The following is a 15,380-nucleotide window of genomic DNA, read 5'->3' as shown; positions in this document are numbered from 1 at the left end:
CATGCATTCGCCGCCATTACTCGCCCTGGCGCTGCTGTCTGCCTCCGCGCTCGGCTATGAGGTGCTGCTGCTGCGACTGCTTTCGATCATCCAGTGGCACCATTTCGCCTACATGATGATCAGCGTCGCGCTGCTCGGCTACGGCGCTGCCGGCACCGCCGTGGCGCTGGCGCGGCCTGTGCTGGCGCCGCGCTTCCACGGCGTGTTCATCGGCGGCGCGGTGCTGTTCGGGCTGAGCGCCATCGCCTGCTTCAGCCTGGCCCAGCAGGTTCCGTTCAATCCCCTCGAGATCCTCTGGGACGCGCGGCAGTCGGCGCGCCTGCTGATGATCTACCTGCTGCTGTTCGTGCCGTTCTTCTGCGCGGCGGTGTGCATCTGCCTGACCTTCACCTGCTTTCAGGAACAGATTCATCGGATCTACGCCTTCGACATTCTCGGCGCCGGCGTGGGCAGCCTGGCGATCGTCGCCGCGCTGTTCGTCCTGTCGCCCGTCGATGCGCTGCGGCTGCTGGGAGGCACCGGCATCGCCGCCGGGGCGCTGGCCGGCATGGCTTGCACGGGGCATAGGCACTGGCTCGCGCCGTTGCTGCTGGCGGCGGCCGTCGCGGTGCCGGCCGGCGTGCCCGGGCGCTGGATCGCCCTGTCGCCCTCCGAGTACAAGGAACTGAGCCAGATGCTGCGTATTAAGGATGCGCGCGCCATCGCCCAGACCTGGAGTCCGCTGGGCCTGCTCACGGTCGTCGACAGCCCGACCATTCCCCTGCGCTACGCGCCGGGCCTAAGCCTCAACGCGACGCAGGAACCGCCCGCACAACTGGCCATCTTCACCGACGGCGACGGCCTTTCCGTGCTGAACCGCTATGACGGGCGCCGCGAGCCGCTCGCCTACCTGGACTACCTGACCTCGGCTCTGCCCTATCACCTGCTGCGGCAACCCCGCGTGCTGGTGCTGGGCAGCGGCGCCGGCGCCGATGTGCTGCAGGCGATCTACCACGGCGCCAGTGCGGTGGATGCCATCGAACTGAACCCGCAGGTGATCGATCTGGTTCAGCGCCGCTTCGCCGATTTCTCCGGCAAGCCGTACAGCGCGCCCAACGTCCGTGTGCTGATCGGCGAGGCGCGCGGCCTGGTGGCTTCGCGCGGCGAGCCTTACGACCTGATCCAGATCGCCCTGCTGGACTCCTTCGGCACCGCCTCGGGCGGCCTGCATGCGCTGTCCGAGAACTACCTGTACACGGTGGATGCCTTCGCCGAGTACCTGCGCCATCTCGCGCCCGGCGGCCTGTTGGCCATCACCCGCTGGGTCACCCTGCCGCCCCGCGATGTTCCCAGGCTGCTGGTCACCGCGGCCGCGGCCATCGAGAGCGACGGGCAGGCCAGCGCGGCGCGCCGCATCGTCATGATCCGCGGCTGGAAGACCGCGACGCTGCTGGTCAGCAACAGGGATTTCGACGACGCCGGCATCGCCGTGCTGCGGGAGTTCTGCCGGGCGCGCTCCTTCGACCTGGCCTACTACCCCGGGATGACCGTGGCGGAGGCGAACCGCTACAACCTGCTTGACCGGCCCTGGTTCTTCGAAGCGGCGCAGGCCCTGCTGTCCGGCGAGCGCGCGGAGTTCCTGGCACGCTACAAGTTCGACGTGCGTCCGACCATGGATGACCGGCCGTATTTCTTCCACTTCTTCAAGTGGCGCTCGCTGCCGGAACTGCTGGCGCTGAAGGAGCAGGGCGGCCTGTCAATGCTGGAGTGGGGCTATCCGGTGCTGATCGCCACGCTGCTGCAGTCCAGCGTGGCCGCCGTGCTGCTGATCCTGGCGCCGCTATGGGTGGCGCGGCGGCGCCAGCGGCGCTCTCGGAATGCGGCTTTGGCCAGGTTCGAACGTCGGGTCGTGTCCTACTTCGCCGCCATCGGCTTCGCCTTCATGTTCGTGGAAATCGCCTTCATCCAGAAGTTCACCCTTTTCCTCAGCCACCCGTTGTATTCGGTGGCGGTAACGCTCAGCGCGTTCCTGATCTTCGCTGGCCTTGGCAGCCGTTACTCCGGCCGGCGGCGGGGGGACATTGGAACGGGTGTGGGGCCCCGTCATCCGCTCGCGCGGCCAGTCCTGGCGATCTGCGCGATCGCCCTGCTCTACCTGATCGCCCTGCCCCCGTTGTTCCAGCTGCTGGCGCCGGTGCGGACCCTCGCCAGGTTCGGCATCTGCGCCGCGCTGGTAGCGCCGCTGGCGTTCGCCATGGGCATGCCGTTTCCGCTCGGACTCGGGCGCGTCTCCGCGCGCGCCGAAGCACTGGTGCCGATCGCCTGGGGCGTCAACGCCAGCGTATCGGTGGTGGCGGCCGTACTGGCGACCCTGCTGGCGATCCACCTGGGCTTCACCGTGGTGTTGCTGCTGGCGTTGCTACTGTATCTCGCGGCGGCGGTCATGTTTCCCTGATCGCGGCGGTTCGCAGCGAAAGTCAACAGACCCTGGTGAGACGAATGGCCTGTTGGAACGCCGCTTGCCGCAGTTCGCACGTCTCGCCGTGACGATCAGCGAGGGTGACGCCTTTCCTGCTTCGAAGCTAAACATTTGAAAATGTGGACGTGTGCGTCATGCCAAAGATGAGAGGTTCCGTGCCGCAAGCAATTGGTTTTGGCCGACGCAGTCGAGTCGTCAGAGGTGGCTTTCATCCCATAGCTGCCGGTGGTGACCGGCAGAAACCCGCCGATTCTGTTGAAAAAACCGGTCTGCCCAAACTGCCTGATCATTGACTGGTGAAAACGCCTTTTTTGCACGCTGCTACGTGAAATCCGAGTCCGGGAAGCCTTTGCCAAAAGTAAAGATTTCAATCTCGGACGCGTACTTTTCTGATGCGCAAACGATGGCCGACTTTTTCAACAGAATCGGCCAAAAGCGCTCGGTGGACAGATGAGTCCAACTTCCCGCCCCCGCGCCACAACAACGGGAGGGCTCCGGTTTTTGTGAGCGACTGGGATTGAGTGCTTACCCGCCCAGTTCCGCCCCCATTGCAGCCATCCTCGTCAGTGTTTCGGACTGTGCGACAGATTTCGAAAAAAATCGCAAACCCCACGACGCTTCAGGGCTTGCGACTCATTGGCGATACGCCCCTCAAGTTCCCGAGACGTTTTCTACGGCCAGGCCTGCCGTGTTCATTACGGAACGTGCTGGCCTAGTTGTGTACCTCAACCGCGTCGAAATCCGGGGCGTCTGGGGCGTCCGCCACATCCTCTCGGGCATCTTTCGCCTCAACTTTGGCAGCCTCTCTGGCTGCTTTCGCGTCAGCTTTGGCGGCGTCCCTGGCTGCATCTGCAGCAGCCCTGGCAGCATCTCTGGCTGCATCTGCGTCTGCCTTGGCGGCGTCCCTGGCTGCATCCGCAGCGGCCCTGGCAGCATCTCGGGTTGCATCTGCGCCTGCTACGCCAGCAGCTTTTGCGGCGTCTCTGGCTGCATCCGCCTCAGCTCTGGCGGCGTCTCTGGTTGCATTTGCAGTAGCTTTTGCCGCATCCCGGGCTGCATCTGCGTCGTTTCTGGCAGCGTCCCTGGCTGCATGTGCGGCATCGTTGTCATTGTCATCCGCGTTGTCGTTGTCTTTCGCGTTGTCGTTGTCTTTCGCGTTGTCGTTGTCATGCGCATTGCCCGGGCCTCTGTTCCCGGCCATACCACCATGGTCAGCGTCGCCGCGCCCCGGGCCTCCATGACCGTCACCGTCATGGCCTGCTGCACCATGATCGCCACCCTCTCCATGGTCGCCGCCACCGTGACCGCCACCGCCGTCACCACCGTGACCGCCACCTCCGGAGCCTCCACTACCGGAGCCACCGCTGCCACCACCGTGGCCGCCACCGCCTTCGCCGCCGTGACCACCGCCTCCGGAGCCACCGCCACCGCCGCCGCCATCTTTGGCATACACGCTGGAGAAACTACCGATGTAATCGGGCACCAGGACAGTCGATGCCGACAGGACTCCGCCAATCGCCAGAGCCAATAAACATTTTTTGAGCTGCATGTTGCAACCTCCGCTTGGAGTTGCGTCGTCATCTCCCTATTGAACGCAATGTCCAGTGAGTTCCCGGCCGCCCATTGGAGCGGCCAGCCAACCGGCACGGTTATCAATCTGCAGCATTAACGAGCAACTGCGGTTTCCGCACGATCCCTCAAAGCCAGTCAGTATCGTTGCGCGGGAAATTTTCCCACGTTTATGTTAGAGGAGTGCTTTCAGCCAGAGTTCAACAAATGAGTATCAGGACCAAAGCATGCGTTGAGCAAAAACTTCAACTTGACCTATTGGAATCGCCCCTCAAACGATCGGCTGGTTTAACGAGATGAGTTTTTTCAATGGGATAGACCAGGAGTCTGGCATTCGGATTTACCTAGGGAACCAGGGTCGAATCAAAGAGCCAGTCATGGCGCTGGCTCGCCTGCCCGTGCTGGCATAGAGCGACTGATCGTGGCCGATTTCTGCCTTTGGTCAACGACAGCTTTGGGTTTGCGGCCTTCGCGACAGGTAGCAATCGGCCAAAAACGGTCATTCACAGCTGGTGTACCCCCCGAATGTCGAGGCCAATCACTGCGAAAGGGGTAAATCTTGAGGGTCCTTGCGCGAGTCGAGTCTATAATTTTCCAGATATCGGCCCCATTGGTCAGTGAATACAAATGCCCGCAGATGACGAGTCGCAGCCCGGTTCTGACGTTCTCTCCGACGAAGCTGACTGTGGCTTACTGCTGACCGCAGAAAATGGCGAGATCGCACAGGTCAACCTCACGTTCTGCCGCTGGTTAGGCTACCGGCGAAAAGAGCTGCTCGGTCGTCACATCCAGGACTTGATGAAACACGAGGGAAGGACGTTCCACAAGATGTACTGGGCGCCCCTCATGCAGATACAGGGCGTCGTGGCTGACGTGAAGTTCGATCTCGTTCACTACAACGGACATTCCATTCCAATGATGCTCAGCGCCATCAGCTGTGAGCATTCTGCTGGCATATTTCATGAAATGACCCTGTTCAAAGCCGCGGATAGCCAAAGGTACGAGCGCGAACTGCTCAATGCCCGAATGCTTGCCGAAAGGCATTTGGCGAAACACCTCAAGGACCAACGCGTACTGGATATGACCCAAGACAAGTTGCGTATCACGTACGCTGCGGCTGAAGACAGAGCCCTGTTCGCCGAGCAGCTTATCGGGATTGTCAGTCATGACCTGCGCAACCCATTGTCGGCGATAAAAATGGCGACGGAACTGCTGGGCCGCAGGGAGATGGATGCTAAACAAGCACAAATACTTGGCCACATCACCCACTCGGTAGAGCGCGCACAGCGTCTGGTGGCCGATCTGCTGGATTTCACCTTGACGCAAGTCGGGCGAGGTATCTCGGTCCTGCCCAAACCCGTTGATCTACACGAACTGGTGGCCGATTGCCTGGACGAGTTGAGCCTGGCTTTTCCCGGGCATAAGTTGACCCATCTGCGGTATGGGCAAGGTGATTTTTCTGCAGACAGTGATCGGCTCTATCAGCTCATCGGCAACCTGGTCGCCAATGCAGTCGCCTACGGCGCCGCCGATAGCGAAGTCACCGTTTCTACACGCGTTGAAGATCAAGCGGTCATTATTACTGTGCACAATTTTGGTACCCCAATACCTGAGGTGTTGCTTGGGGATTTGTTCGAACCGATGATCCGTGGCAGTCATGACAATGCCGAACTCAGAAGTGTCGGGTTGGGTCTGTTCATCGTTCGGGAGATTGTAAGGGCGCACTACGGCGAAGTGGCTGTAACTTCTACTCTCACCACCGGTACAACATTCACTGCAACCTTCCCTCGCACCTTAAATTAGCTTGGATTACCCCTCACTCAACCCCATCGCCCCTCCATTACTAGCCGACGATAGCCTGGCGTGACTGGCCGTTGTGGGTCGACCGGTTGAATCCACAGCCAATAGCAGTCATTCAGGATCGGGATTGAATTACTTCCGCCGCTGTTACCGAGGTCTTTGCGCTGATGTGATCGTATCTGCATCACTCGCGACTGCCCCTTTCTGAGACAGTTGTACGGGTTCGATACAACTCCCCCATGTCCGTAATTGCCTGGGTTGCCTGCCGATAAAAGCTGAGCCAAGTGCCCACGACACTTTCCTATGGCTGGCACACCCGTTGCACCAAGGTCACGAACAAGACCCACAACAACGAGGCCTCACCCATGGACCATCTACCGCTGCATCACAAGACCGTCGAATTCCTTGCCAGGCAACCGCGCATGTTGATCGGCGCCGAATGGATGTTTGCTTCCAGCGGCGCGACCATGGCCGTGCGCAATCCGGCTACTGCCAACCTCTTGTTGGAAGTGCCATCCGCTGACCATGTCGATGTGGACCGCGCCATACAGGCCGCGCGCCATGCCTTCGACGACTCCGCCTGGAGTCGCATGCGCCCGCGCGAGCGGCAAAACCTGCTGTGGCGTCTGGCCGAACTCATCGAGCGCGATGCCCAGGTAATCGCCGAACTCGAATGCCTGAACAACGGCAAGAGCGTGCAGATGGCCCGCCTGGTGGATGTGCAATTGTCCATCGACTTCCTGCGCTACATGGCTGGCTGGGCGACCAAAATTTCGGGCAGCACTGTGGATCCGTCTCTGCCGCTGATGCCGGATTCTGACTTCCACGCCTTCATCCGTCGTGAGGCGGTAGGTGTGGTCGGCGCCATCGTTGCCTGGAATTTTCCTTTCATGCTGGCGTGCTGGAAACTTGGCCCGGCCCTGGCCACCGGTTGCAGCCTGGTACTCAAACCGGCCGACGAGACACCGGTCAGTGCGCTCAAGCTGGCCGAACTGGTGCTGGAGGCCGGTTATCCCGCCGGTGTGTTCAACGTGGTCACAGGGACCGGGCTCAATGCCGGTGTTGCCCTTACCCGCCACCCCGGCGTGGACAAGCTCACGTTCACCGGCTCCACCGAAGTAGGCAAGCAGATCGGCAAGACGGCCATGGACAACATGACCCGCGTCACCCTGGAACTGGGCGGCAAGTCCCCCACCATCGTCCTGGCCGATGCCAATCTGCAGCAGGCCGCCGCCGGCGCTGCCAACGCCATCTTCTTCAATCAGGGCCAGGTATGCTGTGCAGGTTCACGCCTGTATGTACAGCGCAAGCACTTCGACCGGGTGGTGGGTGACATCGTCGACGTCGCCAATGGCATGAAGCTCGGCAACGGCCTCGATCCGAACGTGGACATGGGGCCGCTCATTTCCGCCAAACAGCAGGACCGGGTGCACCACTACATCGAGATGGGCCGCGAGTTGGGCGCCACCATCGCCTGCGGCGGCGAGAAATCAGGCCCCGGTTACTTCGTCAAACCCACGGTGATCGTCGACGTCGACCAGACACATCGCCTGGTCCAGGAGGAAATCTTCGGCCCGGTGCTGGTGGCCATGCCCTTCGACGATATCGACGAAGTCGTGCGGTTGGCCAATGACAACCCCTACGGCCTGGGTGCGAGCATCTGGTCTAACGACTTGGGGGCGGTACATCGCATGATCCCGCGCATCAAGTCGGGCTCGGTGTGGGTCAACTGCCACAGTGCCCTCGACCCGGTATTGCCCTTTGGAGGCTACAAACTTTCCGGTGTGGGCCGTGAAATGGGGGCGGCGGCCATCGATCACTACACCGAAATGAAAACAGTAATGATCAAGCTGTAGCCCCTTTTTCAGGCTGGGGCCGGTTCACGCGGCCACCGCCAATTTTTTATACTGGAGGGTGCGCCATTGCTCACCCACTACTCACTTCAAGGAAACGCCCATGCCAAAATATGTGATCGAACGAGAAATCCCAGGGGCCGGAAAGCTTTCGGCGCAAGAACTCCAGGCGATCTCGCAAAAGTCGTGTGCCGTGCTTGGCACCCTGGGGACACAGATTCAATGGCTGCACAGTTACGTGACGGACGACAAGATCTACTGCCTGTACATCGCGGCGAACGAGCAACCCCCCCCCGGGGCCACGGCGGGGCCCCCCCCCCCCCCCGGAGCGCAGCCTTGCTCACAGCGTCAACTTTCCTCCATGCCTTTGAGCTTGCGGTACAGCGTCGCCCGACCGATGCCCAGGCTGCGCGCTGTGGCCGAGAGATTGCCGCCGTTGACCTCCACCGCTGCCTTGATGGCGCGCATTTCGCTGGCGTGCAAGGTAACCCGTTCCTGAGGTTGCGGCGTGCCTGGACTCACTTCGGTCTGGGCAGCACAATTTTCAAGGACCTCATCCGGCAGGTGCTGCAAACCAATTTCCCCCTCATTTTCCGCCAGAGCGGTTGCCAAACGCAGGGTTTGGTAAAGCTGTCGGATATTGCCTGGCCAGCGGTAGGCCAACAGCGCCTGCAACGCAAGGTTGCTCAGTTGAACCGGCTGGTATGCGGAGGTTTCAGCGCGCAGCAGATGGCCAATCAGCGCCTGAAGGTCGCTGCGTTCGCGCAGGGCTGGCAGGGACACACGCAGGCCGTTGATGCGATAGTACAGATCCTCGCGAAAGCCCCGGTTGTCTGTGAGTTGTTTGAGGTCGCGGTGGGTGGCACAGATCAGCGCGCAATCCACCTTGATCAACTGGCTGCTGCCAAGACGGCTCAGGCTGCGCTCTTGCAGAACTCGCAGCAGTCGGCCCTGAAGCTCCAGGGGCATGTCGCCGATCTCGTCGAGAAAAAGCGTGCCCTTGTGGGCCTCTTCGATCTTCCCGCTGGCGCCTCCCTTGCGGCTACCGGTAAATGCACCTTCAACGTGGCCGAACAGCTCAGATTCGATGAGGCTGGCCGGGATGGACGAGCAGTTGATCGCGACGAAGGCTTCGCCGGCACGGTTGCTGCCTTCGTGCAACAGTCGGGCGAAGACGTCCTTGCCCGTGCCGGTTTCGCCGTTGACCAGCACCGGGATGCCGTGGGCGAAGGCCTTGCGTGCGCGGGTCAGGGCATCCTGCAAGGCAGGGTCCTCCAGGCATGGCCTGGATTGCGGCGCTGGAGGCTGTTCGGCGACGATGGCTGGCAGGAATTTCGCAGGCTGGCTCCGCGCCGCTGTCTGGCCAGGCCCCATGGTGATGCAAGCGTGCAGCTCGCCGCTATGGTGACTGCGCAGGCGCAGCGGTGCGCTGAGGTCGTGACGGCGGTAGCAGGCGGCATGGATGAAGGGCATGTCGAACAGCTCGGCGAAATCCAGGCCAATCTGGATTTCGCCGAGTCTCAACAGCTGACCGGCGATGCGGTTGGCGCACCGTAGCTTGCCGGCCGGGTCGAAAGCCAGCAGCCCTTCCATGGGCGTGCCAAGGATGTCCAGGCGGTGATGCACGTGCACCAGCAGCACCTCGCCGAGCTGGGCGAACATGCGGTTTTCTATGGCACGGGCGGCAAACACCAGGGACTCCAGGGTGTAGATCGAAGGCGCACCCTGCTTACTGCTCGCATCCAGTACACCGACGATGCCGCCGTTCAGACCGAAGATCGGCGTGGCCAGGCAGGAAAATTGGCGCGCCTCTTCCAGATAATGTTCCTCACCGACGAAAAAAACCGAATCGCGCTCGGTCAGGGCGCAGCTGGGTGCGGTGGTGCCGACATTCTGCTCGGAAATCTGCGCGCCAACGCGGAATACCTGATTCAACTCACGATTGTCGGTGTTGCGCCGGCCCAGGCTACTGATCACCACGCCTTCCAAATCAAGGCACGCCAGTACCCAGTCCTTGGGCGACAGGGCCGCGTGCAGTTGTTCCATTTCCGGGGTGGCACAGCTCAATAGCAGGCGATTGCTTTCAGCGATCTGCGAACTGCTGGCGACTACCGGCGCTTCGAAAAGCAGTTTGTCGCGATGGCATATTCCGTAATTCTGCGAACGCTGCCACGAGCGTTCGACCACTTGGGAATCGACGAATCGTTTGCGGGAAGGAGGCGTCGCAGAGGGGGGGCTGATTTTGCGCATGGCTGGCATCTCGCGGGCGGGTGTCTCGAACTGGGTCAACCTGACCCCAAGCCACTGTCTCAGTTTGAGTCAGCGATACAGCGGGACAAATCCCGCGCTTGCTTCGACCACTCTTAATGTTATTCATCTTATTGATTTATATGAATTATTCACCAAACAGAAAAAACTGGCACAGACCCTGCTCAATGACATCACCAAGCCGGACATCCCCTCCGGCCTTGCGTTAATCATAAACAAAAACAATAAAGGTGAAGTCATGAAAATGAGCACAGGGCCGGCTCGCGCCAACCTGGGTCGGTTATCGCGCGAGCTTCTTCAAGCGCATCTGTTGCACGCTTCTCTGTTTAGCCTGATGGCCGGCTTTTCCTGCGGCGCCCTGGCCCTGGACGTCGATGCCGGCGATTACACCGCCCTTCCCAAAGATACAAACCTGGGTCTGCTTTATTACCAACATACCGAACGCAATGCGCTCTATGCCGATGGCCATAAGGTGCCGATCCATGCCGGGCTGGATTCGGATGTCGGTATCCTGCGTGGCGTGCATTTCATGCAGTTGGGCGATTACATCGTAGACCCACAGTTTCTCCTGCCATTCGGCAACGTGCGGGCCAGGGACGACCTGAAGGACCTGGGCAGCGACAGCGGCACCGGCGATCTGATCCTTGCCGCTACCGTCTGGCTGGTGAATGAACCTGAAAAACGCCGCTACTTCGGCATCACCCCTTTTCTCTTCGTGCCCACCGGCAGCTACGACAAACACAACGCAATCAACCTGGGCGAGAACCGCTGGAAGTTCACGTTGCAGAGCGGCTACATCACCGGCCTGACCGACAAGCTGACCCTCGATCTGGTGGGCGATGTAACGTTCTTCGGCCACAACAACGACTACGGCAGCGCAGGTGTTACCCAAAAGCAGGATCCGCTTTACCAGGGCCAGGCTTTTCTGCGCTACAACTTTACCGAGCGCTTCGATATACGTGCCGGAGTATCGAAACTCTGGGGTGGCGAAAGCCAAATCGCCGGGCTGGATATGGACGACAAACCCGGCACCAGCAAATACACAGTGGGCACTTCTTACTTCGTCACGCCGAGCACCCAGCTGATGGCCAATTACGGCCAGGACATGTCCGTGGACAATGGTTTCAAAGAGGAAAAGCGCATCAACCTACGCATCCTGCAACTGTTCTAGCTTTCCCGCAGCGAGCACGCAAAGCGATCTACCTACAACAAGTACAATAGGACTCTTGCGTAATGATCAAGACCCAGTCAGCACCTCTGAAAATCGCCGGCCTGGCCCTGGCCCTACTGGCCCCGATAGTCGGCGCCAACCCGGTCGACCAAGCCGCCATCGTCGCCAGCGAGAACGACGGCAGCCAGTGGCTCAGCCACGGTCGTACCTACGCTGAACAACGCTTCAGCCCGCTCAAACAAATCACCGACCAGAACGCCGATCAACTGGGCCTGGCCTGGCACCTCGACCTCGACAATCACCGGGGACTGGAAGCGACGCCGCTGTTCTCGGACGGCGTGCTTTATGCCTCGCTGTCCTGGAGCAGGGCCATCGCCATCGACGTCAAGACCGGCAAGCAACTATGGGCCTTCGACCCGCAGGTCGATCGCGGCAAAGCCCGCGATGCCTGTTGCGATGCAGTCAACCGCGGTGTCGCACTGTGGAACGGCAAAGTTTACATCGGCACTCTCGACGGCCGTCTTATCGCCCTTGATGCCAAGACCGGTCAACAGGTGTGGAGCCAGCAGACAACCGACAACAGCTTGCCCTACACCATTACAGGTGCGCCGCGGGTGGTCAAAGGCAAGGTGATCATTGGCAACGGCGGTGCCGAATATGGCGTGCGTGGCTACTTTTCTGCTTACGACGCCGAAAGCGGAAAAATGGAATGGCGCTTCTACACAGTGCCGGGCGATCCGAACAAACCCTACGAGCATCCAGAGCTGGCCGAGGCAGCCAAGACATGGACCGGTGACCAGTACTGGAAGCTCGGCGGTGGCGGCACTGTATGGGACAGCATGGCCTACGATCCGCAACTCGACCTGCTCTATATCGGCACCGGCAACGGCGGTCCGTGGAACCGCAATATCCGCAGCCCGCGCGGCGGCGACAACCTCTACCTGTCATCGATCCTCGCCATCCACCCCGACAGTGGCCGTCTGGCCTGGCACTACCAGGTGACCCCGGGCGACACCTGGGACTTCACTGCCACCCAGCAACTGACACTGGCGGAGCTGGAGATTGCCGGCAAAACGCGCAAGGTCATCATGCAGGCTCCCAAGAACGGCTTCTTCTATGTTCTGGACCGCGAGACCGGCAAGCTGCTTTCCGCCGAAAAATTCGGCAAGGTGACCTGGGCCGAGAAGATCGACATGACGACTGGCAAGCCAGTTGAGGTACCTGGTGCGCGCTACAAGGACAAACCTGTGGTCATGTGGCCTAGCCCGTTCGGCGCACACGGTTGGCACTCGATGTCGTTCAACCCGAAGACCGGCCTGGTGTACATCCCCTATCAGGAAATTCCAGGCGTCTACCGCAACGAAGGCAAGGACTTCGTAAGGCGCAAGGCCTTCAACACTGGCGCAGGGTTCTCCGACACCACTGAAATCCCGCGCGAAGCGGTATCCGGTGCATTGTTGGCTTGGGACCCAGTGAAGCAAAAGGAAGTCTGGCGTGTGCCCTACTCGCACTACTGGAACGGCGGCACCCTGAGCACCGCGGGGAATCTGGTGTTCCAGGGAACCGCCGACGGCAACTTCATCGTCTACTCCGCCGATAAAGGCAAGAAGCTGTGGTCCTTCGCCGCCCAGACCGGCATCGTCGCGGCCCCCATCAGTTATCTTTTCGAAGGCGAGCAGTACATTGCCGTGATGGCCGGTTGGGGCGGTGTCGCGCCCTTGATTGGCGGTGACGCCGCTAATGCGCCGGGAGTCCGCAACGTCAGTCGCCTGCTGGTGTTCAAAATCGGCGGTACAGATGCTCTGCCGCCTATGCCTGACAGGGTACAGACCGTCAGCCGCATACCGAAACCGGTTGATGTTCCCGCTGCTGACCTCGCCGCCGGCCAGCAAATGTTCGGCACCTACTGCTCCGTCTGTCACGGCGTGGGTGCGGTTAGCGGCGGATTGATACCCGACCTGCGCAAGTCAGACGAGGCGCGGCGCAGCCTGTTCCAGCAAATCGTCCTTGACGGCGTGTTGAAGCCTTTGGGCATGCCTTCATTCAAAGACACGCTGGAACCCGCCGATGTTGAGAAGATCAAGCAATACGTGATGAGCCGGGAATACGCGGACTACCTCAAGCTGCAGCAAGCAGCCAAGGCTGCACCATGATTACCCGGCGTTAACGCAACGGCGGCGAGCCTGCTTGAATGGGCTCGCCGTCATGTCGAGCAAGGATGCGCAACACGCTTTTTGAGATGAACCATCCAACAACAATGAGGAACTCGATCATGTGGACTAAACCTACTTACACCGACCTGCGTATCGGCTTTGAAGTCACCATGTACTTCGCTAGCCGCTGACCCCCGGAGCTTGGTGCTGCGCGCTGCTCCGCTTCCAGATTCTAGGTTCCGCTGCCGGCGGCGGCTTCCCCCAGTGGAACTGCAACTGCGTGAACTGCGCAGGCTTTCGCGACGGCAGCCTGCGGGCCAAGGCGCGGACGCAATCGTCCATCGCGATTTCCGATGACGGCGTGAACTGGGTGCTGTGCAACACCTCCCCGGACATCCGCGCCCAACTCCAGAGCTTCGCCCCGATGCAGCCGGGCCGCGCCCTGCGCGATACCGGGATCGGCGCGATCATCCTGATGGACAGCCAGATCGACCACACCACCGGCCTGCTCATGCTGCGYGAAGGYTGCCCGCATCAGGTCTGGTGCACCGACATGGTCCACGAAGACCTGAGCAGCGGTTTTCCGCTGTTCACCATGCTCAACCACTGGAATGGCGGGCTGACCTGGAATCRCATCGARCTCGACCAGWGCTTCAGCGTACCGGCATGTCCGAACCTGCGCTTCACCCCGCTGCCACTGCGCAGTGCCGCGCCGCCCTACTCACCGCATCGCTTCGACCCGCATCCGGGCGACAACATCGGCCTGATCGTCGAAGACCTCAACACCGGCGGCAAACTGTTCTACGCCCCGGGGCTGGGCAAGGTAGATGCACCGTTGCTGGAGATCATGGCTGGCAGCGATTGCCTGTTGGTCGATGGCACCTTGTGGGATGACGATGAAATGCAGCGTCGTGGCGTCGGCACCCGCACCGGTCGCGAGATGGGACACCTGGCGCAGAACGGCCCTGGTGGCATGCTTGAAGTCCTTGAGCAATTGCCCAACCAGCGCAAAGTACTTATCCACATCAACAACACCAACCCGATTCTCGACGAGGATTCGCCGGAACGCGCGGAGCTGGAACGGCGCAATGTTGAAGTGGCGTATGACGGCATGAGTATTGTGTTGTAAGCAATCGAGACCGCTGCGCGGTCTATCGCGAGCAAGTCGGATCGCCGCACCGTCGCTCCCACAGTTGACCGCATTCCCCTGTGGGAGCGAGCTTGCTCGCGATGTGGCCGGCACAGGCACTAGACCTCTACGGTTGTTTCCCGGAGAACCGCAATGACTGACACCCCAATGTCCCCCACCGAATTCGAGGCCGCCCTGCGCGCCAAGGGCGCCTACTACCATATCCATCACCCCTACCACGTGGCGATGTACGAAGGCCGGGCCACCCGCGAACAGATCCAGGGCTGGGTCGCCAACCGCTTTTACTATCAGGTGAACATCCCCCTGAAGGACGCGGCGATCCTCGCTAACTGCCCTGACCGCGAGATCCGCCGCGAATGGATTCAGCGCCTGCTCGACCACGACGGTGCACCCGGGGAAGACGGCGGCATCGAAGCCTGGCTGCGCCTGGGCCAGGCCGTGGGCCTCGACCCGGACCAGTTGCGCTCCCAAGAACTGGTGCTGCCCGGCGTACGCTTCGCAGTGGACGCCTATGTCAATTTCGCCCGCCGCGCCAGTTGGCAGGAAGCCGCGAGCAGCTCGCTGACCGAACTGTTCGCCCCGCAGATCCACCAATCGCGCCTGGACAGCTGGCCGCAGCATTACCCGTGGATCGACCCGGCCGGCTACGAGTATTTCCGCACACGCCTGGGCCAGGCACGGCGTGATGTCGAGCATGGCCTGGCGATCACGTTGCAGCACTACACCACCCGTGAGGGGCAGGAGCGCATGCTGGAAATTCTCCAGTTCAAACTGGACATTCTTTGGAGCATGCTCGATGCCATGAGCATGGCCTACGAACTGAAACGCCCGCCGTATCACAGCGTCACTGAACAACGGGTCTGGCACAAAGGAATCACCTTATGAGTTTCGATCGCAGCAAGACCCCGACCTGGCGTCCTGGCTACCGTTTCCAGTACGAACCGGCGCAAAAAGGCCA

The 15,380-nt window shown here is 60.9% G+C and carries 11 protein-coding genes and 2 pseudogenes; 11 read left to right on the top strand and 2 right to left on the bottom strand.

The genetic code is table 11. The features are described from left to right. The first annotated feature begins 1 nt into the window (after position 1). A complete protein-coding gene (locus AC1D1M_RS26240) occupies positions 2-2,434 on the top strand; it encodes an SAM-dependent methyltransferase (protein WP_477777892.1) in 2,433 nt (810 codons plus the stop codon). A gap of 736 nt (positions 2,435-3,170) precedes the next feature. Here the strand turns inward: AC1D1M_RS26240 and AC1D1M_RS26235 are convergent. Next, on the bottom strand, positions 3,171-3,659 hold the full coding sequence (locus AC1D1M_RS26235; protein WP_477777891.1) for a hypothetical protein: 489 nt from the start codon (positions 3,657-3,659) through the stop codon (positions 3,171-3,173). A gap of 66 nt (positions 3,660-3,725) precedes the next feature. Between AC1D1M_RS26235 and AC1D1M_RS26230 the strand changes: the two genes are divergently transcribed. From AC1D1M_RS26230 to AC1D1M_RS26215, 4 genes and pseudogenes are all read left to right on the top strand, one after another. Continuing rightward, entirely contained in the window at positions 3,726-3,989 is a 264-nt protein-coding gene (locus tag AC1D1M_RS26230) for a hypothetical protein (RefSeq protein ID WP_477777890.1), read from the top strand. A gap of 665 nt (positions 3,990-4,654) precedes the next feature. Continuing rightward, on the top strand, positions 4,655-5,830 hold the full coding sequence (locus AC1D1M_RS26225) for a PAS domain-containing sensor histidine kinase (protein WP_477777889.1): 1,176 nt from the start codon (positions 4,655-4,657) through the stop codon (positions 5,828-5,830). A gap of 362 nt (positions 5,831-6,192) precedes the next feature. Continuing rightward, a complete protein-coding gene (locus tag AC1D1M_RS26220; protein WP_477777888.1) occupies positions 6,193-7,683 on the top strand; it encodes an aldehyde dehydrogenase family protein in 1,491 nt (496 codons plus the stop codon). Between the two features lie 100 nt (positions 7,684-7,783). Then, positions 7,784-7,966, top strand: a pseudogene (locus AC1D1M_RS26215) (DUF4242 domain-containing protein); the annotation flags it as partial. Between the two features lie 62 nt (positions 7,967-8,028). Here AC1D1M_RS26215 and AC1D1M_RS26210 read toward each other — a convergent pair. Beyond that, positions 8,029-9,930, bottom strand: a complete 1,902-nt coding sequence (locus AC1D1M_RS26210) for a sigma-54-dependent Fis family transcriptional regulator (RefSeq protein ID WP_477777887.1) — start codon at positions 9,928-9,930, stop codon at positions 8,029-8,031. Here AC1D1M_RS26210 and AC1D1M_RS26205 point away from each other — a divergent pair. The 6 genes and pseudogenes from AC1D1M_RS26205 to AC1D1M_RS26180 all read left to right on the top strand — a co-directional run. Next, positions 9,929-11,119: a transporter gene (locus AC1D1M_RS26205; RefSeq protein ID WP_477777886.1), complete on the top strand. Its 1,191-nt coding sequence runs from the start codon at positions 9,929-9,931 to the stop codon at positions 11,117-11,119. The genes AC1D1M_RS26210 and AC1D1M_RS26205 overlap by 2 nt on opposite strands. Before the next feature lie 65 nt (positions 11,120-11,184). Beyond that, on the top strand, positions 11,185-13,272 hold the full coding sequence (locus tag AC1D1M_RS26200) for a PQQ-dependent dehydrogenase, methanol/ethanol family (RefSeq protein ID WP_477777966.1): 2,088 nt from the start codon (positions 11,185-11,187) through the stop codon (positions 13,270-13,272). A 119-nt stretch (positions 13,273-13,391) separates the two neighbouring features. Beyond that, entirely contained in the window at positions 13,392-13,463 is a 72-nt protein-coding gene (gene pqqA, locus AC1D1M_RS26195; RefSeq protein ID WP_074750225.1) for a pyrroloquinoline quinone precursor peptide PqqA, read from the top strand. Between the two features lie 23 nt (positions 13,464-13,486). After that, positions 13,487-14,401, top strand: a complete 915-nt coding sequence (gene pqqB / locus AC1D1M_RS26190) for a pyrroloquinoline quinone biosynthesis protein PqqB (RefSeq protein WP_477777965.1) — start codon at positions 13,487-13,489, stop codon at positions 14,399-14,401. Positions 14,402-14,554: 153 nt separating this feature from the next. Then, positions 14,555-15,307 (top strand): pyrroloquinoline-quinone synthase PqqC, encoded by a 753-nt coding sequence (gene pqqC / locus AC1D1M_RS26185; protein ID WP_477777885.1) that lies wholly within the window; start codon positions 14,555-14,557, stop codon positions 15,305-15,307. Next, positions 15,304-15,380: pseudogene (locus AC1D1M_RS26180) on the top strand (pyrroloquinoline quinone biosynthesis peptide chaperone PqqD); the annotation flags it as partial. The gene pqqC and the pseudogene AC1D1M_RS26180, both read left to right, overlap by 4 nt.

The sequence above is a fragment of the Pseudomonas sp. P1_F7 genome (assembly GCF_056405655.1).
The sequence above is the reverse complement of the archived record's forward strand: the minus strand, read 5'-3'. Positions and strand labels throughout refer to the sequence as shown.